The following is a 24,416-nucleotide window of genomic DNA, read 5'->3' as shown; positions in this document are numbered from 1 at the left end:
GGCCCTACTCGCCGGGGTGGGCGAGTTCGATGTCATGGCCGTCGGTTCCACGACCGCCCACCGTCAGGGCCGTCGCCACCGGCGGGTAGCCCGTGGCGATGACCGTGTAGTCGCCGCCGTCCAGGTCGGTGAAGGCGTACGCCCCGTCCGACCCGGTCGTCGCGGTTCCCACGACATTGCCGGCCGCGTCGACGAGCGTGACGCGCGCGTCGGCCAGCGGTCCGTGCGGAGCCCGTACGACGCCCTGGAGCTGGGCTCCGGCCTCCAGCTCGACCTCGATCCGGGTGACGCCCGTGCCGCCGACCTCGACGGGCAGCGCGCGCGGCCGGTACCCGGCGGCGTTCACCGCGATGGTCACCGCACTCGGCACCAGCTCGGCGAAGCCGAACTCGCCCTGCTCACCGGTGGTCCCGGTGGCCAGCAGATCACCGCGGACGTCGGTCACGATGACCATGGCGTCCTTGACGGGCAGCGCGCTGTCCGAGGCCCGCACCACACCGCTCAGCCCGCTCGTGCCGCTGAGCAGGATGTCGTACGCCACCGGCTCACCGCCCACGACGACCGTGGACGCCTGCGGCTGGAACCCGTCGGCTGAGGCGATCAGGACGTACGAGCCCACGCCCGGCGCGTCCACGCCGTACGAACCGTCCGGCTGCGTCACCGACCGGCCCAGCTGCCGTCCCGCGAGGGAGATCAGCGTGACCGCGGCCTGCGGGACGGGTGCGCTCTCGACGCCGCGGACGTGGCCGCGGACCGGGATGCCGCCGCCGGAGGAGGCCGGGGGAGCTTCCAGGGTGGCGACCGCGGCGAGCTTCTGCGTGCCGTCGGCGGCGGGCTGCGTCTCGGAGGTGGCGGCCCAGCTGGGGACGCGCTCCTCGGCGGCGGCCGGAGCCTCGGCCACCGTCTCCTCCTCGGAAGCAGTGGCCTCCTGTGCCAGCGCGCCCTTCGTCCGCAACGGGACCTCCTTGATGAACAGCGTGATCAGGAAGGCGACCGCCGCCAGGGCCGCCGCGATCATGAACACGTCCGCGATGCCGTGGCCGTACGCGCTCTCCATGACGGTGCGCAGCGGCGCGGGCAGCTTGTCCATGTCCGGGATCTCGCCGGTGGAGCTCGAACCGGAGGCGAGAGAGGCGTACTTGGGGCCGAGGTCGGTGATGCCGTCCTTGGCGTAGTCGGTGATCCGGTGGGCCATGACGGCGCCGAGCGCGGAGACGCCCATCGCACCGCCGAGGGACCGGAAGAAGGTGACCGTGGAGCTGGCGGCGCCGAGGTCGGAGGGCTCGACCTGGTTCTGGGTGCACAGGACCAGGTTCTGCATCATCATGCCGATGCCGAGGCCCAGCAGGGCCATGAAGACCGCGGCCTTCCAGTACTCCGTGTCGTACCGGATGGTGCCCAGCAGACCGAGCCCTGCGGTGACGAGCACGCCACCGCTGACCAGCCAGGCCTTCCACTTGCCGGTGCGGGTGATGAGCTGCCCGGAGACGGTCGAGGAGACGAACAGGCCGGCGATCATCGGGATCGTCATGACGCCCGACATCGTGGGGGACTTGTCGCGGGCCAGCTGGAAGTACTGGCTGAAGAAGACCGTGCCGGAGAACATCGCGACACCCACGAACATCGAGGCGATCGACGACAGGGTGATGGTGCGGTTGCGGAACAGCCGCAGCGGGATGATCGGCTCGCTGGCCCTCGACTCGACGAGCACGAAGATCAGGCCGAGCGCGATCGAGCCGCCGACCATCGCGTACGTCTGCCAGGAGATCCAGTCGTACTTGTCACCGGCGAAGGTGACCCAGACCAGCAGCAGCGAGACGGCCGCCGAGATGAAGAACGCGCCGGACCAGTCGACCTTGACGTCCCGCTTCACGACGGGCAGGTGCAGGGTCTTCTGGAGCACGATCAGCGCGATGACCGCGAACGGCACACCGACGTAGAAGCACCAGCGCCAGCCGAGCCACGAGGTGTCGGTGATGACACCGCCGAGCAGCGGACCGCCGACGGTGGCGACGGCGAAGGTCGCGCCCAGGTAGCCGGAGTAACGCCCGCGCTCACGCGGGGAGATCATCGCGGCCATCACGATCTGCGCCAGGGCGGACAGACCGCCGACGCCGATGCCCTGGACGACACGGAAGGCGATCAGCGTGCCGGCGTTCTGCGAGAGTCCGGCGGCGGCCGAGCCCAGCACGTAGATGACGAGCGCTATCTGGACGAGCGCCTTCTTGCTGTAGAGGTCCGACAGCTTGCCCCACAGGGGCGTGGCCGCGGTCATGGACAGCAGGGCCGCGGTGACGACCCAGGTGTAGGCGGACTGGCCGCCGCCGAGGTCGCCGATGATCTCCGGGAGGGCGTTCGAGACGATCGTGGACGACAGGATCGCCACGAACATCCCGAGCAGCAGCCCGGAGAGGGCCTCCATGATCTGCCGGTGTGTCATGGGGGCGTGCTCAGCGCCTCCCCCGTGCTTGGCGTGAGCCCGCACACCGGCTGGTGTGGTCGTTGCCATGGGCTTCCTTTGCTTACGTGTTTGCGGGTGTACGGGTGATCTCTTCGAATACGCGAGGGGCGGCGCTGCGGCAGTCGTCGAAGCTGGCCCTGAGCCGGGCCATCAGGCCGGTCAGCTGGGCCACCTCTTCGTCGCTCCAGTCACCGAGCCGCTCGGCGAGCAGCTCGCAGGTCCGCCGCGACAGCCTTTCGAGCTGGGCCAGACCCGCGGGGGTGAGGTGCAGGATGCGGGAGCGCTTGTCCGCCGGGTCGGGGGACCGGTCGATCCAGCCCCGCTCCGCGAGATGCGCGGCATGCCGACTGGTCACCGACATGTCCACGGCGAGCAGCTCCGAGAGCTTGCTCATGCGCATGTCCCCGTGACGGGCGAGCAGCGTCAGCACGGCGGCGGAACCGGCGGGGCAGTCGGACGGCAGGATCCGCCCCATCTCCCGCTTCACGGCTCCGAAGGCACTGAACTGACGCATCAGCTCCTCGTACTGCGCCTGTTCGGCCATCACACCTCCCGTATTCGTTGCTTGGGGCAACCATAGAAGCTGATGGTTGCTACAGGCAAATAAAACGGCGGGGGCCCGGTATAAAAACTTGGCAAAGGCAAGTATTGCGAGCGTAAACAGGCAGGTGACGACCGAGTAGGGGCCACCGCACCCACCTCAGGGGCGCGGAGAACTGCGCGACCAGCCACGAAGGCGCCGCACCCGGCAACAACCCCACACCCTCACGGCGCGGCCCCGCACTTGGGCACCCCCCGCGGATTCGCTAGTGTCTCGGGGCATGGCCAACACCCAGAACCCCCAGGGCAACCACGACCCCGCCGGCAACACCCAGATGTTCCGCGCCTTCGTCGACGAGGCCCCGCAGGGCCCGCAGCAGACGGCGGCCGCCGCCGGCCCCCGCATCGGCCTGATCATCGGCGTCGTCGTCGCCGTGGCGATCGTCGCGGCGGTGGCCTGGCTGGCGCTCAGCTGACCGGCGGGGCTACTCCCACCGGACGGACACGTCCCGCGTCTCGATGTGCATCCCGAGCGGCACCCGCCACGCGTCGACGCACACCGTCCAGGTCTTCTCCTTGCGCGCCCCGGCCCCGATCGGCGCCGGAAGCGCCTCGGTCGACTCGACGGTCCCCCAGTCGACCCCGAGCGCGCCGATGATGTGCGTCCCGAAGGTCACGGTGCCCGAACGCACAGCGCTGCCACCGGAGTTGCGCAGGACCAGGGTCACTTTCTCGCACCAGCGCTGATCGGTGGCCTCCCGCACCGGATCGCTCACGGTCAGGGCGGCGGGGGTGGCCGCCGTTGTCGTAGGGCTCGGCTCGGCCGGTGAACTCGTGGGCGTACGACCGGGCGTGGCCCCCTCGGTCGAGGGGACGGGGCCGCTCGGAGTGCCCGAAGCCTCCGGGACGCCCTGCGTCTTCGGACGTCCCGGCGTGCCCGCCACCGAGGACCGGCCCGGAGCACCTGTCTCCGAACTCCCCTCCGTCCCCGGTGAGTCGGACCCGTCAGACCCGTCGGGCCCGTGAGCCCCGTCCAACGGCACGACCCGCACCCCGCCCGTCGGTCCGGCGGCCACCGTGGGCCTCGTACCACCCGCGGCCCCGACCGCGACGTACCCGTCCCCGGCGCCGCTCCCGCAGCCGGCCAGGACCGCGCCCAGACAGGCGACGGCCGCCGACGCGCCGATCGCGGCGCCCCGACGGCCATGTGTCCATGTCGTCGCCCGGAGCATCGCGCCAGTGTGGCTGACACTCCGTCAGTAAGGAAGTCCCGTGCGCGACTTCCGTCAGTCCCGCACCGTCAGTCCGAGATCAGGCCCTCGCGCAGCTGCGCCAGCGTCCGGGTCAGCAACCGGGAGACGTGCATCTGGGAGATGCCGACCTCCTCGCCGATCTGCGACTGGGTCATGTTGGCGAAGAAGCGCAGCATGATGATCTGGCGCTCGCGGGGCGGGAGTTTGGCGAGCAGGGGCTTGAGGGACTCGCGGTACTCGACACCTTCGAGAGCCGTGTCCTCGTAGCCGAGCCGGTCGGCCAGGGAGCCCTCGCCGCCGTCGTCCTCCGGGGCCGGGGAGTCCAGCGAGGAGGCCGTGTAGGCGTTGCCGACCGCGAGGCCGTCGACGACGTCCTCCTCCGAGACGCCCAGCACCACGGCGAGTTCGGCGACGGTCGGGGAGCGGTCCAGCTTCTGCGAGAGCTCGTCGCTGGCCTTGGTGAGGGCCAGGCGCAGCTCCTGCAGCCGGCGCGGGACGCGCACCGACCAGGACGTGTCCCGGAAGAACCGTTTGATCTCGCCCACGACCGTCGGCATCGCGAAGGTCGGGAACTCCACGCCGCGTTCGCAGTCGAAGCGGTCGATCGCCTTGATCAGGCCGATGGTGCCGACCTGGACGATGTCCTCCATCGGCTCGTTGCGCGAGCGGAAGCGGGCCGCCGCGTAGCGCACCAGTGGGAGGTTGAGCTCGATGAGGGTGTCCCGGACGTACACACGCTCGGGGCTGTTCTCGTCGAGGGCGGCGAGCCGCAGGAAGAGGGAGCGGGACAGGGTGCGGGTGTCGAGGGCACCCGAGGTCACCGGCAGGGCCGGAGCCTCTACGGCGGCCTCGACAGCCGGGTTGTCGTCGAGCGCGGGCGCAGCCTCGCTCTTGATGAGCGTGAGCACCTTCGAGCTGCCCTGGTCTGCGGACATGCCACCCCCTTTGGGTCGCGGGACGGTCGCGGCGAACGCTCCATCGAGGAACGTCAGCCTTCACCTGAATACCGGAGCCGGGGCTCCGGCAAACGCTCTGCCGGAAGAATGTCACATGTCGGCAACACGCTGTAGTGACATGTCGACACCTGAGACGTGAATCCGCCCTGGATAAAGGGGGTCTGACGGTTTTTCGGCGCAGAAGTGTCGGGAACGGGCCTGGTGAGCGATTCGCTCGTGCCGGTTACGCCTCGATCCTGCTTGCGAACTGGGGTGTTCCGGAACGCGCCCCCGTGCGCCTCTTATGCATCGATCCGATTGGCAGATCGCAGCCGCTGGAAGCTACGCGCGAGTAGCCGCGAGACATGCATCTGGGAGACGCCGAGTTCCGCGCTGATTTGCGACTGGGTGAGATTGCTGTAGTAGCGCAGCAGAAGGATTCGCTGTTCCCGCTCCGGCAGTTGGACCAGCAGATGCCGGACGAGGTCGCGGTGCTCCACGCCGTCCAGCGCCGGGTCCTCGTAGCCGAGCCGGTCCAGCAGTCCGGGGAGGCCGTCGCCCTCCTGGGCGGCCTCCAGGGAGGTCGCGTGGTACGAGCGCCCGGCCTCGATGCAGGACAGCACCTCGTCCTCGCCGATGCGCAGCCGCTCGGCGATCTCGGCGGTGGTCGGGGTGCGCCCGAAGGCGGTCGTCAGGTCCTCGGTGGCGCCGTTGACCTGCACCCACAGCTCGTGGAGCCGGCGGGGCACGTGGACGGTGCGCACGTTGTCACGGAAGTACCGTTTGATCTCGCCGATGACGGTCGGCATCGCGAACGTCGGGAACTGCACGCCCCGCTCCGGGTCGAAGCGGTCGATCGCGTTGATGAGCCCGATCGTGCCGACCTGGATCACGTCCTCCATCGGCTCGTTGCGGGAGCGGAAGCGGGCGGCGGCATAGCGCACGAGCGGGAGGTTGGCCTCGATGAGCGCCCCGCGTACCCGGTTGTGCTCCGGCGTACCCGGCTGGACCTCCTTGAGCTGGGCGAAGAGCACCTGGGTGAGCGCCCGGGTGTCGGCGCCGCGGCTGCGCTGGGGGGCGGCGGGCGCCGGGGTCTGGGCGGGCGCCTCTTCCTGGGGCGGCGCAGTACTGGCCGACACGGTCAACGCCACCTCTTCATCGGTCTACATCTGTCAACTCATCCGTCAAAAGCGGTCATAGCATCACAAGACATGTGCACTGTGTGCAAGCACCGCATAACACCGTGTTGAGTGAAGAGTTGGGGCACAAGACGCGTGAAAGCCCCCCGCCGTTCCGGCGAGGGGCCATACGAGGTGCGGGAGAAGCTCAGTACGCGTAGTCCGCGATCACCCAGGTGGCGAACTCCTTCCAGAGCGCCACCCCCGCCTGGTGCTCCGGGTGCTCCACGTACCGGCGCAGCGCGTCGGCGTCCTCGAACCCCGAGTTGATGGCGAAGTCGTAGGCGATGGGCCGGTCGCTGAGGTTCCAGCCCAGCTCCCAGAAGCGGATGTCCTCGATCTTGCCGTCGAGGGCGCGGAAGGCCTCGACGCCCTTCACGACCCGCGGGTCGTCACGCTCGACGCCCTCGTTGAGCTTGAAGAGGACAAGGTGGCGGATCATGTGCGCTCCCAGCTTCCGATCAGCCGCTACTGCGCCCCGTCGGCGAGCCAGGTGAAGAAGTCACCGATGGCCTTGGCGGCGTCCGATATGCCCTCGAACCCTATCTGGACGTAGTCGGCCGCCTTGGCCGGGTCCGTGATGATCACGTACAGAATGAAGACCACGAGTATGTAGACAGCGGCCCTCTTCGAATTCACCGCCACCGCGGCCTCCCCCGTGACTGTCGTGCCTGTTGGGACTCCTGTGCCGGCCGCGAGTGTAACTTCCGCACATCACATTTAAGGACCGACGACCTGCGGTTCCGGGCTCTTTGCAGGGCCCCTGGAGCCCTCGCGGCACGCACGAAGGGCCCCGTCTCTCGACGGGGCCCTTCAGAAGCGGTAGCGGAGGGATTTGAACCCTCGGTGACTTGCGCCACACTCGCTTTCGAGGCGAGCTCCTTCGGCCGCTCGGACACGCTACCGAGAGAGACCTTACAACACGGTGGGGCGTGCTCTGAAATCGGTATTACCGGGTCCGGAAGAAGTCCGTGAGGAGCCGCGCGCACTCCTCGGCGAGCACGCCCTCGATCACCTCGGGACGGTGGTTGAGCCGCCGGTCCCGTACGACGTCCCAGAGCGAGCCGGCCGCGCCGGCCTTGTCGTCGCGGGCGCCGTAGACGACGCGGTCCACACGGGACTGCACCAGCGCGCCCGCGCACATCGTGCACGGTTCCAGGGTGACGACCAGCGTGCAGCCGGTCAGCCGCCACTCCCCGAGTTCCGCGGCCGCCCGGCGGATCGCCAGGACCTCCGCGTGGGCGGTCGGGTCGCCGACCGCCTCGCGTTCGTTGTGCCCCGCCCCGAGCACGGTCGTGCCGTCCGGGGCCAGCACGACGGCCCCCACCGGTACGTCCGGACCCGCCCGCCCGGCCTCGTCCAGGGCGAGCCGCATCGCGGCTCGCCAGCGGTCGCGTACCGGGTCCGGGGGGCCCTCGATGGTCTCCCCGGTCAGCGGACGGTCTCCAGGACCTCCGAGGCGCCCAGGGAGTCGGCGATCTCGGTGAGCGCGTCCGTCGACAGGGCCTTCAGCTCCTTCTCGCTGACACCCAGGTCGTCGAGGACGCCGGGGTCGCCGACCGGGCCGTGCGGCACGACCTCGGCGGAGCCGACGCTCTCGGCGTCGTCCCCGTCCTCGTCCTCACCGTCCTCGGTGCCGTCGAGATCGAGGGCGTCCAGGTCGGGTTCGTCGTCCTCGGGCTCCCTTCCGAGCAGTTCGTCGGTGAGCAGGATCTCGCCGTAACTGCTGCGGGCAGCGGCGGCGGCGTCCGAGACGTAGATACGGGGGTCGTCCTCGCCGTCGATGCGGACGACGCCGAACCAGACGTCCTCCTGTTCGATCAGCACGAGCACCGTGTCGTCCTCGGCCGCGGCTTCCCGGGCGAGGTCGGCCAGATCCGACAGCGTCTCCACATTGTCGAGGAGCTCTGTGTCGCTCGCTTCCCACCCGTCTTCGGTGCGCGCGAGCAGTGCGGCGAAGTACACCGTGACTCTCCCACTGGTCATAGGCGTGCCGGTTGGGGGTCCCCCCGGCGGAGGCTATGGGCGGGGAGGCATTGGCTCCGAGCCCCGCCCACTCGGAATCGTGGCAGAAACGGAGCGTTCAGGGGACGTCTTCGGCACCCTGTGTCCGCCCGTTTTGATCGTCCACCAGCGGGATCGTACGCGGCCCGGGCGACAGGGACGTACGCGGGCGCCCGAAGAGGGCGGATCAGCCTGCCGGTTGGCCTACCAGCGGAAGGTGCGCATGCGCATCGCGTGCCGCAGCCGGGCCGCCTTGGCGCGCCGGGGCTGGACGCGGTCGCGCAGCTCACGGGCCTCGGCGAGATCGCGCAGGAACTGGGCGCGGCGCCGACGGCGCTCGGCATCGGTCTCCTGTTGTGACTCCTGGTCCGGCATAGGCTCACCACCCGGTTGCGTCTCTCCCACTTTCCCTCCGACGAGGGGTTTGATGCCAGCGGACGGCCGAAGCACGGTTTGCCCCGGCCGGGAAAGCCGCACGGGACGCCGGGGACAACGGGCCCGGTTAATGTTGTGGACATGCGTCTCCACGTCGTCGACCACCCTCTGGTCGCTCACAAGCTCACCACCCTGCGCGACCAGCGCACCGACTCCGCGACCTTCCGTCGGCTGGCCGACGAACTGGTCACCCTGCTTGCCTACGAGGCCACGCGAGACGTGCGCACCGAAGCGGTCGACATCACGACCCCGGTCACCACCACCACCGGCGTCAAGCTCTCCTACCCGCGCCCCCTGGTCGTGCCGATCCTGCGCGCCGGCCTCGGCATGCTCGACGGCATGGTCCGCCTGCTGCCGAGCGCCGAGGTGGGCTTCATGGGCATGGTGCGCGACGAGGAGACCCTCCAGGCGTCCACCTACGCCACACGTATGCCGGAGGACCTCTCCGGGCGTCAGGTGTACGTCCTCGACCCGATGCTCGCCACCGGTGGCACGCTGGTCGCGGCGATCCGGGAGCTGATCAAGCGGGGTGCGGACGATGTGACGGCCGTCGTGCTGCTCGCTGCGCCGGAGGGCGTCGAGGTCATGGAGCGGGAGCTCGCGGGCACGCCGGTCACCGTGGTGACGGCGGCGGTCGACGACCACCTGAACGAGCACGGGTACATCGTGCCGGGCCTTGGTGACGCGGGCGATCGTCTTTACGGCGCCGCTGAGTAAGGACGCCATTTCGCCGTAGGGGTGCGGAGGCGTCGCGACTTCAGGCCTTTTGTGGCTGATCGCGCAGTTCCCCGCGCCCCTTTGGGTTTCTTCAGCAGGAGTTCTTCGAAGAAGTGGGCGTCGGCTGGGGTGCGCCCAGCCTGGTCAGGGCCTTGGCCGCCGTCGCCTTTGCTGTCAGCGACTTGAAGCCGGTGCCGATGATCAGGTCCACGTCGGTGCCCTTGCGGGTGTCCGCCCGGGTCTCCGCGCCCGCGAGCTGCGTGCCGAGGACCGGCAACGACGTGCTCACGGCGGACGTGGGGCCGAGCAGCAGCCCCGTGCCCTTGACCTTCTTGTCGAACTCCGCGCTCGCGTTGCCCACGTCGCCGATCTTGAAGCCGCGCTTCTTCAGCTCGTCCGCGGTCTTCTTGGCGAGCCCCGCACGGGGGGTGGCGTTGAAGACGTTGACGGTGATCTGGGCGGGCTTGGGATACGCCGTGGTGGAGGACGAGGACGAGGACGAGGGCGAGGCCGACGGGGACGCCTTCGTCCCACAGTCCGCCTTGGAGCCGGCTGCCGAGGCCTTGTCGCCGCCGCCGGTGAAGACGTCGATGAGCTGCAGGGTGCCCCAGCCGACCAGGCCGAGCGCGGTGACCGAGGCGACCAGGGCGGCCACGAGTCTGCCCCGCCGCCGGGGACGGCGCATGCGCGGGTACTTGTCCCCCGTGATCCGGTACTTGCCGCCCATGCCTGGGGGAGTCAGCATGCTCATGGGCGCAGCGTAGTGCGCCCGGGCGGCGATGCCTACTAAATGATCATTGGATTCGGGCCGGAAGAACCCGAAAGGGCCAACCCTTTACAAGTCCGCCGCTTAGTCCAGCTCAAGCACACGCGCGTGCAGCACCTGGCGCTGCTGGAGCGCCGCCCGCACCGCGCGGTGGAGGCCGTCCTCGAGATACAGGTCGCCCTGCCACTTCACGACGTGCGCGAAGAGGTCGCCGTAGAACGTGGAGTCCTCGGCGAGCAGGGTTTCCAGGTCGAGCTGGCCCTTGGTCGTCACGAGCTGATCGAGGCGGACCGGGCGCGGCGCGACGTCCGCCCACTGCCGGGTGCTTTCCCGGCCATGGTCGGGGTACGGCCGGCCGTTTCCGATGCGCTTGAAGATCACACGGAAAGCCTACCGGTCAAGACCTTCCGGGCGCAGCCATGGCGACGGAGTGTGATGCTGGAAAAGATGCCTTAAACGGGGGCAAACCGGAACAGGTGCCTGAGATGAGTGACAGCGAGACCATGGCGCAGGCCGCCGCTCCCGAGGCCCCGGGCAGTGCGCCGGCCCTTCCGAAGGAGGCCCTGGAGATCGCCTCCGGGTACGCCTTCACCGGGCCCGCCCTCGATCTCGGCGCCCTCCTGTGGGACGGGGTGTGTCTGCCGGACGCGCAGGTCAGGATCCCGCTGCCGATGCTGAACCGGCACGGTCTCGTGGCGGGTGCGACGGGCACCGGCAAGACCAAGACGCTCCAGCTGATCGCCGAGCAGCTCTCGGCGCAGGGTGTGCCGGTGTTCCTCGCGGACATCAAGGGCGACGTGTCCGGGATTTCGGCGCCCGGAGCCGCCGACGACAAGGTGCGGGCCCGCGCCGCGGACGTACACCAGGAGTGGACGGCGACCGGCTTCCCGGCAGAGTTCTACGCCCTCGGCGGCCTCGGCCACGGAATCCCCGTGCGGGCGACGGTCACGGACTTCGGCCCGCTGCTGCTGTCCAAGGTGCTCCGGCTCAACCAGACCCAGGAGCAGTCGCTCGGCCTGATCTTCCACTACGCCGACACCAAGGGCCTGGAGCTGGTCGACCTCAAGGATCTCAGGGCGGTGGTCACCTTCCTGACCTCGGACGAGGGCAGGAGCGAGCTGAAGAACATCGGCGGGCTGTCCACGGCGACGGCGGGTGTGATCCTGCGCTCCCTCACCGCCTTCGAGGCGCAGGGCATGGGCGACTTCTTCGGGGAGCCGGAGTTCGACACGAACGAGCTGCTGCGCACGGCGCAGGACGGGCGCGGCATGGTCTCCGTCCTCGAGCTGCCCGCCGTACAGGACAAACCGCAGCTGTTCTCGACGTTCCTGATGTGGCTGCTCGCCGACCTCTTCCACGATCTGCCCGAGGTCGGGGACGCGGACAAGCCGAAGCTGGTCTTCTTCTTCGACGAGGCGCATCTGCTCTTCCACGACGCCTCGAAGGCGTTCCTGGACTCGATCACGCAGACCGTCCGGCTGATTCGCTCGAAAGGGGTCGGGGTCTTCTTCGTGACGCAGTCGCCGAAGGACGTACCCGCCGACGTCCTCGCCCAGCTCGGCAACCGCGTCCAGCACGCGCTCCGGGCCTTCACACCGGATGACCAGAAGGCCCTGAAGGCCACGGTGAAGACCCTCCCCAACTCGGCGTACGACCTGGAGGAGCTGCTCACCGGCCTGGGGACGGGGGAGGCCGTGGTCACGGTGCTCAGCGAGAAGGGTGCTCCGACACCCGTCGCGGCGACCCGTCTGCGTGCGCCCGAGTCCCTGATGGGCCCCGTCGACAGCGCCGCCCTCGACGCGGCGGTGCGGGCCTCGCCGTTGCACGGGCGCTATGCACAGGCTGTGGATCGCGAGTCGGCGTACGAGAAGCTGACCGCGGCGCGCGGCGCGAAGGGGCCGGACGAGATGACGGCCCCGCCCGCGAAGACCCCCTCCAAGAACACCGGGTCCAGGAAGGCTGAGCCCGAGGACGACCCCTCCATGGTCGAACAGGTCGTTCGCAGCGGGGTGTTCAAGTCCCTCGCCCGCTCCCTGGGGACGCAGATCGGCCGCGAGATCAGCCGCTCGGTCTTCGGTACGGCACGGCGGAGGCGGTGACCCCGTAAGGCCCCGCCTCCGCACCGGATCAGCCGCGCTTCGCTTCCTTCACGGGCGGCTTGCCCTCCCGGGGCTGCGGCTTGGGCGTGTTGCGGGAGGCCTCGGCGCGCACGAGGGCGCGCAGGACGGCGTACGGGTCGATGGGCATGGTCGTGCTCCTTGCGTCGCTGCTTGACTGACCTGTGGTGCGAGGGCCGGTCAGCAGCGCAGGACCACCGAGCGCAGGGTGTGCAGGGCGTACGGCGGCCGCGGCGGCGCCGGGAGGGGGCGGCCCGCCGGGACAGCGGGCGCCGGGGCGGGCCGGGGCGCGGGGCGCAGGGGTACGACGGGCCGGTGGGCGGCGCGGGCCGGTGGCCGCAGGGCCGTGTCCAGAACGTCGTACTCGGCGAGCTCGCCGGCGATCGGGGCGACGGCGGTGGCGGCGGGCGCCCCGGCGTGGCCGCCCGGCACGAGCAGCGCGAGCAGCAGGACAAAGGCGCGGAGCCAGGTTCTGGTGCTGCTCATGGTTGCTGGTCTGCCCCGGGGAGTACGAGGTTCATCGCGTCGTCCGTCAGATCCGCTCGCACGGGTTACTCACACCGTGCGCGGCACGTTCCGGGCCTGCCCGCGCATCCGTACGGCCATGACGATCTCGACGATGCCCACGGCGACCAGCCAGATCCCGCCGACCACGGTGAGGACGGCGACCGACTCGAAGGGGGAGTCGATCAGCACGATCCCGGCGAGGAACGTGAGGATCCCGAGGAAGATCTGCCAGCCGCGGGCGGGCATCGACGGGTCGGAGGCGGCGGCCAGGGTCTGGGTGATCCCGCGGATGAGCCAGCCGATGCCGATCCACAGGGCGAGCAGCAGGAGCGACTGCATGGGGCCGCGGAAGCAGAACAGGCCCAGCAGGATCGACAGGGCGCCGCTGATGAAGGCGAGGACGCGCAGCCCTGTCGTCCGGTGCGTGCCGAAGGCCGAGACCAGCTGGAAGACGCCGCTGACGACGAGGTAGACGCCGAACAGGACGCCGGTGGCGCGGAGCGTGGAGCCCGGCCAGATCAGCACCAGGACACCCAGGACCAGCGAGGCGATGCCGGTGACCAGGACGACCTGCCAGGCGGCCCTGGACAGTGCGTGCAGGGGGCCTTCGACGGGCGGCTCGGGCTCATGGGCGCGCTGCTGTGTGTGGACCTTGCGGTCGTCGAACTCCCGGCCCCAGGAGGAGCCGTGCGGTGCCTCGGTCATGGTCCATGCTTGGACCGGCTCCGGTCGCCCCGCGCGGTGGGCTGCGCCGATCGGCTTACTTGCCGGCCGCCTTCGCGGCCTTCGCCGCCGCCTTCATCTCCTGCTTGTGCGCCCGCACCTTGACCAGCGACTCCGGGCCGGTGATGTCGGCGACCGAGCGGAAGGACTCAGCCTCGCCGTACGCGCCCGCCGCCTCCCGCCAGCCCTTGGGCCGTACGCCGAGCTGCTTGCCCAGCAGGGCCAGGAAGATCTGGGCCTTCTGCTTGCCGAAGCCGGGCAGCTCCTCCAGCCGGCGCAGCAGTTCGCGTCCGTCGTCCACGCCCTTCCAAACGAGCTCGGCATTGCCGTCGTAGTGCTCGACGAGGTACTGGCACAGCTGCTGGATCCGCTTGGCCATGGAGCCCGGGTAGCGGTGGACCGCCGGCTTGTCCGAGAGCAGGGCCGCGAAGGCGTCCGGGTCCTGCGCGGCGATCTCGTGCGCGTCGAGGTCGTCGAGGCCGAGCCGGTCCGCGATCGTCCGCGGCCCCTTGAACGCCCACTCCATCGGAACCTGCTGGTCCAGCAGCATCCCGACCAGCGCGGCGAGCGGGGAACGCCCGAGCAGCTCATCGGCCTCGGGGTCCTGGGCGAGGTGAAGGGTGACGTCCATGACCCCGATCATGCCGCGTACGGGGTCAGGCCGCCCGCCAGTACCCCAGCGCGTGCATCCGCTCCTTCGGGACGCCCAGGTCCTTGCGGACGTACGAGGACAGGGTGCGGGTGGTCCTCGTGTCGCAGGCGATCCAGACGTAGGCGTCCGGGTGAGTCCTGAGGAGGTCGGGGAGGTCCCTCTTCACCTCGTCGACCAGGGATGAGGAGGGGCGGACGTCGTGGCGGGACGGGTCCGTGCGGAAGGGGAGGCCGTCCGTGCCGCCCTCGAACCAGACCGTCGCCGGGGACGAGTCCAGCGCTTCCAGCAGGGAGTTGATGGCGGGCAGGGACGCCGGGTCGCCGATCGCGAAGACGTGGGTCGGTGCCGGGTCGGGGTTCTCGAACGCCGTGCCGTGGACCGTCGCCTCGATGGTGTCGCCGGGCTTCGCGTTCCGTGCCCAGTCGCTCGCCACGCCCTCGTGCAGGGCGAACTCCAGGCCGAAGGTGCCGGCCGCGGGGTCCGGGTCGACGAGGGTGTAGGCCCGCTGGTGCGGCTTGCCCGCGTCGGAGAACCACAGCCGGACCCACATCGTGGGGTGGACGCCGGTCGCGGCGAGCAGGCCGCCGTCGGTGAGGTGGATGCGCCGGTAGTCCGGAGTGACGTCCTCGGCGCCGGTGACGGTGAGGACGTAGTCCTTGGCCCGCAGCAGTTTGAGGACCGCGCCCTCCCAGCCGTGCCCCTGCCCCATCGTCTCTTCACTCCTCGCGTACGATTTCACCACCAGTTACTTAGGTGAGCCTAACCTAAAGCACAGGAGAGCTACAGAGTGAGCGCCGAGATCTACCGGGATGTCTGGGGTGTCCCGCATCTGCGTGCCGACAGCGTGCGCGAACTCGCCCGTGCCCAGGGCATCGTCACCGCCCGCGACCGGGCCTGGCAGCTGGAGGTCGAGCGGCACCGGGCCCGCGGCACCTCGGCGTCCCTCCTCGGCCCCGACGCCCTGCCCTGGGACCGGTTCGTGCGCAGGGCCCGGCTGGAGGACACCGCGAGACGCTGCTTCGAGCAGCTGGAGAGACGGGACCCGGAGACGGCCGACTGGGTACGGGCGTACGTCGACGGGGTCAACGAAGGGCTCGCCGACGCGACCCTGCCCCTCGGCGCCCCCGGCCGCTGGGAGCCCTGGACCCCCCTCGGCGTCTGGCTCGGTGCCCACATCCTCTTCGCGGGCTTCCCCGCCAAGCTCTGGCGCGAACAGGCCGTGAAGCACCTCGGCGAGGAGGCCGTCGGGCTCTTCGCCACCGACGGTCCCGGCACCTCCGGCAGCAACGGCTGGCTGGTGAGCGGCGAACGGACCGTGACCGGGCAGGCCGTCATCGCCGGAGACCCGCACCGCTTCATCGAGGATCCCGGCGTCTACCAGCAGATCCACCTCTCCTGCCCGGAGTTCGACGTCGTCGGCCTCGCCGTCCCCGGCGTCCCCGGCACCGCCCACTTCGGCCACACCGGCACGGTCGCCTGGGCCATCACCAACGCCATGGCCGACTACCAGGACCTGTACGAGGAACGGCTGCGGCGGACCGGGGCCGGTGTCGAGGCCCTCGGCCCGGACGGGAGGTGGACGCGCGCGTCCCGGCACACCGAGACCGTCGAAGTCGCCGGCGAGGAGTCCGTCGAGGTCGAGGTCATCGAGACCGAACGCGGGCCCGTCATCGCCGGCGGCCCGGAAGGACTCGACGACGGCACGCCGCTCGCCCTCAGCCTCCGCATCCCGCCCCGCGTCACCGACGACCTGGGTTTCAGCGCCCTGCTCCCGCTGCTGCGGGCCCGCCGGGTCGCCGACGTGGACCGGGCCTTCGACAGCTGGGCCGAGCCGGTCAACGTCGTCCAGGCCGCCGACACCGAGGGCGGGCTGCTGCACCGGGTCGCGGGCCGGGTGCCGCTGCGGTCCGAGGCCAACCGCACACGTGTCGTCCCCGCCTGGGAGCCCGGGCACGCGTGGCGAGGCTGGCACGAGATGCCCCGCGCCGGACTCACGCAGGACGGCGTCGCCGTCATGGCCAACCAGCGGGGTCCGGCGCAACCCCTCGGCGTCGAGTTCGCCCCGCCGCACCGCGCGAACCGCATCGCGGCGATGCTCGCGGAGAAGGACACGTGGTCGGCCGGGGACATGCCCGCCCTCCACATGGACACGTATCTGGCCTCCGCCGGGCCCCTGTTGGACCAGCTCGCCGCCCTCCGGGATCTGACCCCGCGGGCCGCCGAACTCACGGACACCCTCCTGCGCTGGAACCGCCGCATGGACGCGGACAGCGAGGACGCCGCCCTCTACTCCGCGGTGCGCGGCGCCGTCGCCCGCCGGCTCGCCGCCCACCCCGCGTTCGCCGCGCTGACCTGCCCGCCCGCCTACCCCGAGGTCCTCCTCCCCTGGCTCGGTCTGCTGCCGCGCATCGGCTTCGCCCTCGAACACCTGCTGCGCGCCGAGGAGTTGTACGGCATCGACCGTCCCGCCGAGATCCGCGCGGCCGTCGAGGAGGTGGCCGCCGGGAAGCCGCCCGCGGCCTGGGGCGAGACCCACCGGCTGTACCCGTGGCGGGCGTTGCCGGACACGTCGTACGAGAAGCACGACGAACCCGGTCTCTCCGGCGACCACGACTGCGTGCTGTGCACCTCCGCCGTGCCCGGTCTGACCGACCTGGCCGCGCGCGGTCCGGCCGCCCGTTACGTGTGGGATCTGGCCCGGCGCGAGGACAGCCGCTGGGTGGTGCCGTTCGGCGCCTCGGGCGTGCCCGGCTCGCCCCATCACCGTGATCAACTTCCCCTGTGGCTCGCGGGCGACCTCGTCCCGGTCGTCACCGACTTCGAACAGCTCAGCAAGGAGAGCGATGTCTGACACCTACGTCCACGAGCAGGAGGTCGACGGCTTCGGCACCGTCCGTGTGCGCACCCTCGACCCGAAGGCCGACGCCGAGGTGGTGCACGGCTGGGTCAGCGAGGAACGGGCCGCCTTCTGGGGCATGAACGGCCTCACCCAGGACCAAGTGGCCGATATCTACGCCCACATGGACACCCTCGACACCCACCACGCCTATCTGCTCGAGAAGGACGGCGAGCCGGTCGGACTGCTCCAGACCTATGAGCCGGAGGCCGACCGGGTCAGCGAGTGCTACCCCGTCGAGCCCGGTGACATCGGCGTCCACCTGCTGCTCGCGCCGGCCGGAGCGGACGGCGGGCGGCCCGGTTGGTCGTCGGCGCTGCTGGGCGCTGTCGCCTCGTACGTCCTGCTCGGCCTGGACCGCAAGCGGGTCGTGGTCGATCCCGACGTACGCAACGAGAGGGCGATCGCCCGGTTCCTGCGGCAGGGGTTCGTGGCCGGGGAGCGGGTCGTGCTGCCGGAGATCGACCTCCCGGACGTGTATCTGCCCGAGAAGCACGCTCAACTGGCGTTCCTGGCCAGGGAGGTAGCCTTCCCGGCGTGACCCCTGAAGACCTCGTCGCCCACTACGGACTGGAGCCGATTCCGCGCGAAGGGGGCCTGTTCCGCCGTACCTGGGCGGGCCCCGAGCGCGCGGACGGCAGACCGGAGGGCTCGGCCATAGTCGCCCTGCTCACCGCCGGCGACTTCTCCGCCCTGCACCGCCTGCCCGGCGACGAGATCTGGCACTTCTACCTCGGCGACCCCCTGGAACTCCTGCTCCTTTCCCCGGACGGCACGTCGAGCACCCCGGTGCTGGGACCCGACGTCCTCGCCGGTCAGCACGTCCAGCTGACCGTCCCCGGCGGCACCTGGATGGGGGCGCGGACGCGGGGCGCGTGGACGTTCTTCGGCTGCACGATGGCTCCCGGGTTCACCTACGAGGGCTATGAGCACGGTGACGCCGAGGCACTGAGGGCGCGGTATCCCGCCGAGGCCGACCGGATCGCGCGACTGTGTCGTCCATGAGACTGCTCGAAGGACAGGTCGCCCTCGTCACGGGCGCGGGCGGCGGTATCGGCCGGGGGATCGCCGTGCGGTTCGCCGAACAGGGGGCGGCAGCGGTCGTCGTGCACTGCCGTACGGCGGTGACGGCGGCGGAGGAAGTCGCGGCCCGGGTCCGGGAGTCGGGCGCGCGGGCCGTCGTCCTGCGGGCGGATCTGACGGACGAGGACGCCTGCCGGGAACTGGTCCGGGAGGCGCACGCGTGGGGCGGCGGACTGACCGCGCTGGTCAACAGCGCGGGGGTGCAGCCGGTGCGGGAGCTGCCCGGGATGACGGCCGCCGAGTGGCGGGAGGTCGTCGACACCAACCTGACGAGCGCCTTCGCGTGCACGCAGGCGGCGGCTGAGGTCATGGAGCACGGCGGCTCGGTGACGCACATCGCCTCGATCGAGGCGCACGGTCCCGCCGCCGGGCACGCCCACTACTGCGCGTCCAAGGCCGCCCTGGTGATGCACGCCCGGTCGGCGGCCCTGGAGTACGGGCCTCGCGGTATCCGCGTCAACAGCGTCTCGCCCGGGCTGATCGACCGGGAGGGGCTGGCGCGGGACTGGCCGGAGGGTGTGGAACGGTGGCAGGCGAAGGCGCCCCTGGGCCGGCTCGGCCGTCCCGAGGACATCGGCGACGCCTGTGTGTTCCTCGCCTCGCCGCTCGCCTCCTGGGTCACCGGCCAGGACCTGGCCGTCGACGGGGGAGTGTCGGCCCGGCCCACGTGGTGAGTGTTCCGGCGCCGGTGTCCGTACATAACCCGGAGCCGTGGGGACGGAGTACTGACGTGGAGCGTGACGGTGGACGAGGCCGGCGGCGAGTTCAAGGGCTGGTGCTGCTGGGCACCGTGCTGGTCCTGCTCCTCTTCGGAGGCGCGGGACCGGCGTCGGCCCATGCCGCCCTCCGCTCCACCGACCCCGAGGACGGAATCGTCCTCAAGTCCGCCCCGGCGTACATCACCCTGACCTTCACCGAGTCCGTCGGTCTGCTCGACGACTCCTTCCGTGTGCTGAGCCCGAAGAACGAGCGGGTGCGCACGGGGGAGGCCGAGCACGTGCCGGGGAGTTCGGACACCGCCCGGGTGTCGCTGCCCGCCTCCGGGCTCGGCGAGGGCACCTTCACGGTGGCCTGGCGGGTCGTCTCGGCGGACAGCCATCCGGTGTCGGGGGCGTTCACCTTCTCCGTCGGGAAGCCCTCGGCTACGGCGGTGAGCGTGGACCCCGGGCCCGTGGAGAACCCGGCGACGGCCGGCCTCTACAACATCGCCCGCTACCTGGCCTATCTCGCGGTGGCGCTGCTCATCGGCACGGCGCTCTTCCTCGCGCTGTGCCGCCCGGCGGACGCCAACATCCTGCCCAGGCTGCTGCGGGTCGGCTGGTGGACGCTGGCGGGCGCCACGGTCGCGCTGTTCGTGCTGCGGGCGCCCTACGAGGCCGGCACGGGTCCCGCGACGGCCTTCGACGCCGCGGCCTTCGAACGGACCGTGACGAGCCGGCCCGGGCTGGTGCTGCTGGCCCGGCTGGTGCTGCTCGCACTGACGGCGGTCTTCCTGCTACGGCTGTTCCGGCACCGCCGGTCCTCCTACGCGATCGGCGTCGCCCTCGCCCTCGGCCTCGCCCTCACCTGGGCCGCCGGTGAGCACGCCTCCGCCGGCATCCAGGTGCCCGTGGCGATGGCCTCCTCGGTCCTGCACGTCCTGGCGATGGCGGCCTGGCTGGGCGGTCTGACGGCACTGGTCGTCACGCTGTACCGGGCGGCGGTCGTCGAACCGGCCACGGTCACCCGCTTCTCCCGCCTCGCCTTCGTCTCCGTGACCGTCCTGGTCCTCACCGGCGTCTACCAGTCCTGGCGTGGCCTCGGCTCCTGGAGCGCGCTCACCGACACGGCGTACGGCCGGCTCCTGGTCGCCAAGCTGACCGCGGTGGTCGTGCTGCTGACGGCGGCCGGGTTCTCGCGGCTGTGGACGGTACGCCTGGCGACGGCGGACGCGCGGACCGTCGTGGCGGAACGGGTGCCGGAGCCGGCGGGCGGGCCGCCGCTGCCGGAGGCGCCCGAGGAGGCGCCGGTCGTTCCGGACCGCCGTGGTCTGCGACGTTCCGTCCTCGCCGAAGTCACCATCGGTGTCGTGGTGCTGGTGCTCACGACCGTGCTCACCGGCACCGTGCCGGGCCGCGCGGAGGCGGAGGCCGCGCAGAGCCCCGCGGCCACCGGACTGCCCGTCGCGTCCGTCTCCTACGTCCCCTTCGACATCGGCGGCGCCCGGGGCAAGGTGCAGATCACCCTCGACCCGGGCCGGGTCGGCCGGAACTCGGTGGAAGCGGTGGTCCTCGACGCCCAGGGCGGTTTCGCCATCGTCCCCGAACTCCGGCTCTCCTTCACCCTCCCGTCCCAGGACATCGGCCCGCTGGACGCGAAGCTCACCGACAAGGGCGGCTACTGGGGCACCGGCGACCTCGACCTGCCGATCGCCGGCACCTGGGACATGAAGGTGACGATCCGCGTCTCCGACATCGACCAGGTCAGCGTGGAGAAGCCCGTCCTGATCGGCTAGGACCCCGCCGACCAGGGCGGCCGAAAATCCCCGCGCCGAGAGCCAGCGGCACCCGCCAGAAGGTCGCCTGGACGCGGACGCCGCGGCGCCGCCACAGGATCTCGCGGCCGTACAGCTCTCCAGCGGCGAGCGGATGGATGACGAGGCCGGCCGGCAGGCGTTTCGTCCCGAAGACCCAGAGGACAAGAACCCGCTCGGGCAGCCCGGCGTTCACGGCGAGACGAAGACGGCCACCCCGGCGGTCAGCCGCCTGTTCGACCAGTCGAAGGCGATTCGGACGATCGGATCGATCTTGGATGTGTCGGTCACGTTTCCACAAAGGTGACGGTCATCTCTTGACGCATGACAGGACATACGGCTGTCATTACGCAACCGTGTTCGGTCAAGTTGATTTCTGGTCGTTTACGACGGACTTCGACGCACCCCCTGCCTGGCCGAAACCCTGCCCCTCAGGAGCCGTTCATGCCCGACTTCTCCCTCCCCTCCGCGAGCCGCCGCTCCGTCCTGCGCGGCATAGGCGGCGCCGCCGTGCTCGGCGCCGGCATCCCCCTGCTGAGCGCCTGCGGCGGCAGCGGTGCCTCGTCCGACCCGAAGACGGTCACCCTCGGCTCCAAGGCGTCCGACCCGGTCCCGAAGAAGGCCTTCGCGGACATCTACGCGGGCTTCAAGAAGGACTCCGGGATCACGGTCGACGTGAACACCAAGGACTCCAACACCTTCCAGGAGCAGATCAACGCCTACCTCCAGGGCACCCCGGACGACGTGTTCACCTGGTTCGCGGGGTATCGCATGCAGTTCTTCGCGGCCAAGGGCCTCGCCACCCCGATCGACGACGTGTGGCAGACCATCGGGGGCAACTTCCCCGAGGCGATGAAGAAGCTCAGCAAGGGCGAGGACGGCAAGTACTACTTCGTGCCGCTGTACTCGTACCCGTGGGCGCTCTTCTACCGCAAGAGCGTCTTCAAGCAGTACGGCTACGAGGTCCCCACCACCTGGGACCAGCTGGTCGCCCTGTGCAAGCAGATGGAGAAGGACAAGCTGGTCCCGATCGCCTTCGGCGACAAGGACGCCTGGCCCGCGCTCGGCACCTTCGACCAGATCAATTTCCGCCAGAACGGCTACGACTTCCACGTCGACCTGATGGCCGGAAAGGCCGCCTGGACCGACGCCAAGGTGCGCAAGGTCTTCGACCTGTGGACCGAGATCCTCCCGTACCACCAGGAGGGCGCCACCGGTCGCACCTGGCAGGACGCGGCCCAGACCCTGGCCTCGAAGAAGGCCGGCATGTACCTCCTCGGCACCTTCGTGGCGCAGCAGTTCACCGACAAGGCCGCCCTGGACGACCTCGACTTCTTCGCCTTCCCGGAGATCGACCCGGCGTACGGCCAGGACACCGTCGAGGCCCCGACCGACGGCTTCATGATGAGCAAGAGCCCGAAGAACAAGGCCGGTGCGGTCAAGCTGCTGGAGTACCTGGGCACCCCGGCCGCCGAGGAGATCTACCTCAAGTCCGACCCGAGCGTCGTCGCCGCCTCCACGAAGGCCTCCACCGACGCGTACACCGCCCTCCAGAAGAAGGCGTACGAGATGATCTCGGGCGCCAAGAGCCTCACCCAGTTCATGGACCGCGACAGCCGCCCCGACTTCACCTCGACGGTCATGCAGCCCGCGCTGCAGAAGTTCGTCCGCGATCCCAAGGGCATCGACAGCCTGCTCAGCTCGATCGAGCGCCAGAAGAAGACGATCTTCGCGTCCAACTGACGACGATGACCACCGACACCCCCACGAAGTCCCCGGAGGCGGCCCCCGAGCCGCCTCCGGGCACCGCCCCGGTCACGAAGCGGATCCCGCAGGGACACAAGCGCCTGCTCACCCGCCGCGACCGGCTCACGCTCGGCTTCATGGCCGGCCTGCCGACGATCCTGCACGTGGCCCTGGTCTGGGTCACCGCGCTCGCGTCGATCCTCCTCGCCTTCACCTCCTGGAACGGCATCGGCTTCGACTCCATCCAGTGGGTCGGGCTCGAGAACTTCAAGGAACTGTTCACCAACAACCCGCAGTTCTGGCCCGCCGTCGAGCACAACGTCATCTGGTTCGTGGTGCTCATCTGCATCCCGACCCCGCTGGGGCTGTTCCTGGCCGTGCAGCTGGACAAGAAGATCAAGTTCAGCCGGGTCTACCAGACGGCGTTCTTCCTGCCGGTCGTGCTGTCCATGGCCGTCATCGGGTTCGTCTGGCAGCTCGTCTACAACCCCGACACGGGCCTGATCAACAGCGTCATCGGGGCCAACAAGCCCGGCCACTACATCGACTGGATCGGCGACCCGAACCTCAACCTCTGGGCGATCCTCATCGCCGCGAGCTGGCGCCACACCGGTTACATGATGATCCTCTACCTGGCCGGTCTGAAGGGCGTCGACCCGTCGCTGCGGGAGGCGTCCGCGCTGGACGGGGCGAGCGAGTGGCAGACGTTCAAGAACGTCATCTTCCCGGTGCTGCGGCCCACCAACACGGTCGTCCTGGTCGTCACGATCATCGAGGCGCTGCGCGCCTTCGACCTGGTCTTCGTCTTCAACAAGGGCGCTGAGGGCACCGAGCTGCTGTCGATCCTCGTGACCAACAACATCATCGGTGAGTCCAGCCGGATCGGGTACGGATCGGCGATCGCCGTCGTCCTCCTGCTGATATCGCTCGTCGTGATCATCCCGTACCTGGTGTCCACCTTCCGGAAGGAGCGGCGCGCATGAGCACCCTCGCTCTGAAGAAGCCGAGGACACCGGTGCGCCCCGCCCGGGTCCTGCTGCATGTCGTCCTGGCGACCATGGCCCTGGCCTGGCTCGCCCCCCTGCTCTGGGCGGTCTACGCGGCCCTGCGCCCGTACGCGGAGACCAGCGAGAAGGGCTATGTGTCCTGGCCGGACTCCCTGAGCCTGGACAACTTCACCAACGCCTTCGAGCAGTCGGACATGACGCACTACTTCGTCAACACGATGATCATCGCCGTCCCGGCGGTGCTGGTGACGCTGTTCCTGTCCTCGATGGTGGCCTTCTACGTCAGCCGCTTCGACTTCCGTCTCAACCTCGCCCTGCTGCTGGTCTTCACCGCCGGCAACCTGCTCCCGCAGCAGGTCATCATCACCCCGCTGTACCGCCTGTACCTCCTGGTGGACCTGCCCGGCATCACCATGTCCGGCAAGCTCTACGACTCCGCGCTCGGCCTGGTCCTCATCCACGTGGCGTTCCAGTCCGGCTTCTGCGCTTTCGTACTGAGCAACTACATGCGCTCGCTCCCGCACGAGCTCACCGAGGCCGCCCTCGTCGACGGCGCCTCCGTGTGGCGCATGTACTGGCAGATCGTGCTCCCGCTGTGCAAGCCCGCGATGGCCGCGCTGGGCACGCTGCTGTCCATCTGGATCTACAACGACTTCTTCTGGGCCCTGGTCCTCATCTCCACCGGCGAGAACATGCCGATCACCTCGGCGCTCAACAACCTCTCCGGTACGTACTTCACGGACCCGAACCTGGTCGCCGCGGGCGCCCTGCTCACCGCGATCCCCACGCTCATCGTGTACTTCGTGCTCCAGCGTCAGTTCGTCAGCGGTCTGACGCTCGGCGCCAACAAGGGCTGAGTTCTTCCACCGCGGCCCCTTCTTGAA

The 24,416-nt window shown here is 70.1% G+C and carries 28 protein-coding genes and 1 tRNA gene; 12 read left to right on the top strand and 17 right to left on the bottom strand.

Annotation, left to right across the window (positions count from 1 at the left end; genetic code table 11):
• Nucleotides 1–4 precede the first annotated feature (4 nt).
• Both OG381_RS23410 and OG381_RS23405 read right to left on the bottom strand, forming a co-directional pair.
• Nucleotides 5–2,509 carry an MFS transporter gene (locus tag OG381_RS23410; protein WP_327718021.1) on the bottom strand — a complete coding sequence of 835 codons (2,505 nt, stop codon included), beginning with the start codon at nt 2,507–2,509 and terminating at the stop codon, nt 5–7.
• A 13-nt stretch (nt 2,510–2,522) separates the two neighbouring features.
• Nucleotides 2,523–3,005, bottom strand: a complete 483-nt coding sequence (locus OG381_RS23405; RefSeq protein ID WP_327718020.1) for a MarR family winged helix-turn-helix transcriptional regulator — start codon at nt 3,003–3,005, stop codon at nt 2,523–2,525.
• A 277-nt stretch (nt 3,006–3,282) separates the two neighbouring features.
• On the opposite strand from OG381_RS23405, the gene OG381_RS23400 reads away from it, so the two are divergent.
• The gene (locus OG381_RS23400) at nt 3,283–3,477 is read left to right on the top strand and encodes a hypothetical protein (protein ID WP_327718019.1); all 195 of its coding nucleotides are present in this window, start codon (nt 3,283–3,285) and stop codon (nt 3,475–3,477) included.
• 9 nt (nt 3,478–3,486) lie between these two features.
• On the opposite strand, the gene OG381_RS23395 is transcribed toward OG381_RS23400, so the two are convergent.
• The 9 genes from OG381_RS23395 to OG381_RS23355 form a co-directional block, all read right to left on the bottom strand.
• Nucleotides 3,487–4,233 (bottom strand): hypothetical protein, encoded by a 747-nt coding sequence (locus OG381_RS23395; RefSeq protein ID WP_327718018.1) that lies wholly within the window; start codon nt 4,231–4,233, stop codon nt 3,487–3,489.
• 68 nt (nt 4,234–4,301) lie between these two features.
• Nucleotides 4,302–5,189 (bottom strand): RNA polymerase sigma factor SigF, encoded by an 888-nt coding sequence (locus tag OG381_RS23390; protein ID WP_046260673.1) that lies wholly within the window; start codon nt 5,187–5,189, stop codon nt 4,302–4,304.
• A gap of 302 nt (nt 5,190–5,491) precedes the next feature.
• On the bottom strand, nt 5,492–6,340 hold the full coding sequence (locus OG381_RS23385; protein ID WP_327718017.1) for an RNA polymerase sigma factor SigF: 849 nt from the start codon (nt 6,338–6,340) through the stop codon (nt 5,492–5,494).
• A gap of 175 nt (nt 6,341–6,515) precedes the next feature.
• A complete protein-coding gene (locus tag OG381_RS23380; RefSeq protein ID WP_046260675.1) occupies nt 6,516–6,809 on the bottom strand; it encodes a Dabb family protein in 294 nt (97 codons plus the stop codon).
• Between the two features lie 26 nt (nt 6,810–6,835).
• Entirely contained in the window at nt 6,836–7,012 is a 177-nt protein-coding gene (locus tag OG381_RS23375; RefSeq protein ID WP_307028713.1) for a hypothetical protein, read from the bottom strand.
• A gap of 175 nt (nt 7,013–7,187) precedes the next feature.
• Nucleotides 7,188–7,272: transfer RNA gene (locus OG381_RS23370), tRNA-Ser, on the bottom strand.
• A 44-nt stretch (nt 7,273–7,316) separates the two neighbouring features.
• Nucleotides 7,317–7,742: a tRNA adenosine(34) deaminase TadA gene (gene tadA / locus OG381_RS23365; protein WP_327718016.1), complete on the bottom strand. Its 426-nt coding sequence runs from the start codon at nt 7,740–7,742 to the stop codon at nt 7,317–7,319.
• Nucleotides 7,743–7,798: 56 nt separating this feature from the next.
• Complete coding sequence (locus tag OG381_RS23360; RefSeq protein ID WP_327722536.1) at nt 7,799–8,332, bottom strand: tRNA adenosine deaminase-associated protein; 534 nt, start codon at nt 8,330–8,332, stop codon at nt 7,799–7,801.
• A 243-nt stretch (nt 8,333–8,575) separates the two neighbouring features.
• A complete protein-coding gene (locus OG381_RS23355; protein ID WP_307028715.1) occupies nt 8,576–8,746 on the bottom strand; it encodes a hypothetical protein in 171 nt (56 codons plus the stop codon).
• Between the two features lie 141 nt (nt 8,747–8,887).
• Between OG381_RS23355 and upp the strand changes: the two genes are divergently transcribed.
• Complete coding sequence (gene upp / locus OG381_RS23350) at nt 8,888–9,523, top strand: uracil phosphoribosyltransferase (protein ID WP_307028717.1); 636 nt, start codon at nt 8,888–8,890, stop codon at nt 9,521–9,523.
• Nucleotides 9,524–9,614: 91 nt separating this feature from the next.
• Here upp and OG381_RS23345 read toward each other — a convergent pair whose 3' ends face one another.
• Nucleotides 9,615–10,274, bottom strand: coding sequence for a LytR C-terminal domain-containing protein (locus tag OG381_RS23345; protein WP_327718014.1), 660 nt, complete (start codon nt 10,272–10,274; stop codon nt 9,615–9,617).
• Nucleotides 10,275–10,373: 99 nt separating this feature from the next.
• A complete protein-coding gene (locus OG381_RS23340; RefSeq protein ID WP_003999914.1) occupies nt 10,374–10,670 on the bottom strand; it encodes a type II toxin-antitoxin system VapB family antitoxin in 297 nt (98 codons plus the stop codon).
• Between the two features lie 104 nt (nt 10,671–10,774).
• On the opposite strand from OG381_RS23340, the gene OG381_RS23335 reads away from it, so the two are divergent.
• Nucleotides 10,775–12,388 (top strand): helicase HerA-like domain-containing protein, encoded by a 1,614-nt coding sequence (locus OG381_RS23335; protein ID WP_327718013.1) that lies wholly within the window; start codon nt 10,775–10,777, stop codon nt 12,386–12,388.
• Nucleotides 12,389–12,586: 198 nt separating this feature from the next.
• On the opposite strand, the gene OG381_RS23330 is transcribed toward OG381_RS23335, so the two are convergent.
• The 4 genes from OG381_RS23330 to OG381_RS23315 form a co-directional block, all read right to left on the bottom strand.
• Nucleotides 12,587–12,892, bottom strand: a complete 306-nt coding sequence (locus OG381_RS23330) for a hypothetical protein (RefSeq protein ID WP_327718012.1) — start codon at nt 12,890–12,892, stop codon at nt 12,587–12,589.
• A gap of 69 nt (nt 12,893–12,961) precedes the next feature.
• Nucleotides 12,962–13,618 carry an HdeD family acid-resistance protein gene (locus OG381_RS23325; protein WP_327718011.1) on the bottom strand — a complete coding sequence of 219 codons (657 nt, stop codon included), beginning with the start codon at nt 13,616–13,618 and terminating at the stop codon, nt 12,962–12,964.
• Nucleotides 13,619–13,673: 55 nt separating this feature from the next.
• A complete protein-coding gene (locus OG381_RS23320) occupies nt 13,674–14,267 on the bottom strand; it encodes an HhH-GPD-type base excision DNA repair protein (protein ID WP_327718010.1) in 594 nt (197 codons plus the stop codon).
• A 25-nt stretch (nt 14,268–14,292) separates the two neighbouring features.
• Nucleotides 14,293–14,997 carry a siderophore-interacting protein gene (locus OG381_RS23315; RefSeq protein WP_327718009.1) on the bottom strand — a complete coding sequence of 235 codons (705 nt, stop codon included), beginning with the start codon at nt 14,995–14,997 and terminating at the stop codon, nt 14,293–14,295.
• A 78-nt stretch (nt 14,998–15,075) separates the two neighbouring features.
• Here OG381_RS23315 and OG381_RS23310 point away from each other — a divergent pair, with 78 nt between their 5' ends.
• The 9 genes from OG381_RS23310 to OG381_RS23270 all read left to right on the top strand — a co-directional run bounded on the left by OG381_RS23310 (nt 15,076) and on the right by OG381_RS23270 (nt 24,389).
• Nucleotides 15,076–17,139 (top strand): penicillin acylase family protein, encoded by a 2,064-nt coding sequence (locus OG381_RS23310; RefSeq protein ID WP_327718008.1) that lies wholly within the window; start codon nt 15,076–15,078, stop codon nt 17,137–17,139.
• Entirely contained in the window at nt 17,132–17,725 is a 594-nt protein-coding gene (locus OG381_RS23305; protein ID WP_327718007.1) for a GNAT family N-acetyltransferase, read from the top strand. Before OG381_RS23310 ends, OG381_RS23305 begins: the two co-directional genes overlap by 8 nt.
• Nucleotides 17,722–18,189, top strand: coding sequence for a cupin domain-containing protein (locus OG381_RS23300; protein ID WP_327718006.1), 468 nt, complete (start codon nt 17,722–17,724; stop codon nt 18,187–18,189). Before OG381_RS23305 ends, OG381_RS23300 begins: the two co-directional genes overlap by 4 nt.
• Nucleotides 18,186–18,941: an SDR family NAD(P)-dependent oxidoreductase gene (locus OG381_RS23295; RefSeq protein WP_327718005.1), complete on the top strand. Its 756-nt coding sequence runs from the start codon at nt 18,186–18,188 to the stop codon at nt 18,939–18,941. The genes OG381_RS23300 and OG381_RS23295 overlap by 4 nt, the downstream gene beginning before the upstream one ends.
• 101 nt (nt 18,942–19,042) lie before the next feature.
• Nucleotides 19,043–20,761: a copper resistance CopC/CopD family protein gene (locus OG381_RS23290; protein WP_327722535.1), complete on the top strand. Its 1,719-nt coding sequence runs from the start codon at nt 19,043–19,045 to the stop codon at nt 20,759–20,761.
• 133 nt (nt 20,762–20,894) lie between these two features.
• Nucleotides 20,895–21,086: a hypothetical protein gene (locus OG381_RS23285; RefSeq protein ID WP_327718004.1), complete on the top strand. Its 192-nt coding sequence runs from the start codon at nt 20,895–20,897 to the stop codon at nt 21,084–21,086.
• 137 nt (nt 21,087–21,223) lie between these two features.
• Entirely contained in the window at nt 21,224–22,522 is a 1,299-nt protein-coding gene (locus OG381_RS23280) for an ABC transporter substrate-binding protein (RefSeq protein ID WP_327718003.1), read from the top strand.
• A gap of 5 nt (nt 22,523–22,527) precedes the next feature.
• Complete coding sequence (locus tag OG381_RS23275) at nt 22,528–23,508, top strand: carbohydrate ABC transporter permease (RefSeq protein ID WP_327718002.1); 981 nt, start codon at nt 22,528–22,530, stop codon at nt 23,506–23,508.
• Entirely contained in the window at nt 23,505–24,389 is an 885-nt protein-coding gene (locus OG381_RS23270) for a carbohydrate ABC transporter permease (protein ID WP_327718001.1), read from the top strand. Before OG381_RS23275 ends, OG381_RS23270 begins: the two co-directional genes overlap by 4 nt.
• Nucleotides 24,390–24,416 lie beyond the last annotated feature (27 nt).

Source organism: Streptomyces sp. NBC_00490, assembly GCF_036013645.1.
GTDB lineage: Bacteria > Actinomycetota > Actinomycetes > Streptomycetales > Streptomycetaceae > Streptomyces > Streptomyces canus_F.
Note: the sequence above shows the minus strand (reverse complement) of the source record. Positions and strands in the feature narration are given on the sequence as shown.

Bases quoted from the DNA above. Each gene is read 5' to 3' on its own strand.
- OG381_RS23410 (WP_327718021.1), bottom strand. From the start codon at position 2,509: ATGGCAACGACCACACCAGCCGGTGTGCGGGCTCACGCCAAGCACGGG.
- OG381_RS23405 (WP_327718020.1), bottom strand. From the start codon at position 3,005: ATGGCCGAACAGGCGCAGTACGAGGAGCTGATGCGTCAGTTCAGTGCC.
- OG381_RS23400 (WP_327718019.1), top strand. From the start codon at position 3,283: ATGGCCAACACCCAGAACCCCCAGGGCAACCACGACCCCGCCGGCAAC.
- OG381_RS23395 (WP_327718018.1), bottom strand. From the start codon at position 4,233: ATGCTCCGGGCGACGACATGGACACATGGCCGTCGGGGCGCCGCGATC.
- OG381_RS23390 (WP_046260673.1), bottom strand. From the start codon at position 5,189: ATGTCCGCAGACCAGGGCAGCTCGAAGGTGCTCACGCTCATCAAGAGC.
- OG381_RS23380 (WP_046260675.1), bottom strand. From the start codon at position 6,809: ATGATCCGCCACCTTGTCCTCTTCAAGCTCAACGAGGGCGTCGAGCGT.
- tadA (WP_327718016.1), bottom strand. From the start codon at position 7,742: ATGCGGCTCGCCCTGGACGAGGCCGGGCGGGCGGGTCCGGACGTACCG.
- OG381_RS23355 (WP_307028715.1), bottom strand. From the start codon at position 8,746: ATGCCGGACCAGGAGTCACAACAGGAGACCGATGCCGAGCGCCGTCGG.
- upp (WP_307028717.1), top strand. From the start codon at position 8,888: ATGCGTCTCCACGTCGTCGACCACCCTCTGGTCGCTCACAAGCTCACC.
- OG381_RS23345 (WP_327718014.1), bottom strand. From the start codon at position 10,274: ATGAGCATGCTGACTCCCCCAGGCATGGGCGGCAAGTACCGGATCACG.
- OG381_RS23335 (WP_327718013.1), top strand. From the start codon at position 10,775: ATGAGTGACAGCGAGACCATGGCGCAGGCCGCCGCTCCCGAGGCCCCG.
- OG381_RS23330 (WP_327718012.1), bottom strand. From the start codon at position 12,892: ATGAGCAGCACCAGAACCTGGCTCCGCGCCTTTGTCCTGCTGCTCGCG.
- OG381_RS23325 (WP_327718011.1), bottom strand. From the start codon at position 13,618: ATGACCGAGGCACCGCACGGCTCCTCCTGGGGCCGGGAGTTCGACGAC.
- OG381_RS23320 (WP_327718010.1), bottom strand. From the start codon at position 14,267: ATGGACGTCACCCTTCACCTCGCCCAGGACCCCGAGGCCGATGAGCTG.
- OG381_RS23315 (WP_327718009.1), bottom strand. From the start codon at position 14,997: ATGGGGCAGGGGCACGGCTGGGAGGGCGCGGTCCTCAAACTGCTGCGG.
- OG381_RS23305 (WP_327718007.1), top strand. From the start codon at position 17,132: ATGTCTGACACCTACGTCCACGAGCAGGAGGTCGACGGCTTCGGCACC.
- OG381_RS23295 (WP_327718005.1), top strand. From the start codon at position 18,186: ATGAGACTGCTCGAAGGACAGGTCGCCCTCGTCACGGGCGCGGGCGGC.
- OG381_RS23285 (WP_327718004.1), top strand. From the start codon at position 20,895: ATGGATGACGAGGCCGGCCGGCAGGCGTTTCGTCCCGAAGACCCAGAG.
- OG381_RS23280 (WP_327718003.1), top strand. From the start codon at position 21,224: ATGCCCGACTTCTCCCTCCCCTCCGCGAGCCGCCGCTCCGTCCTGCGC.
- OG381_RS23275 (WP_327718002.1), top strand. From the start codon at position 22,528: ATGACCACCGACACCCCCACGAAGTCCCCGGAGGCGGCCCCCGAGCCG.
- OG381_RS23270 (WP_327718001.1), top strand. From the start codon at position 23,505: ATGAGCACCCTCGCTCTGAAGAAGCCGAGGACACCGGTGCGCCCCGCC.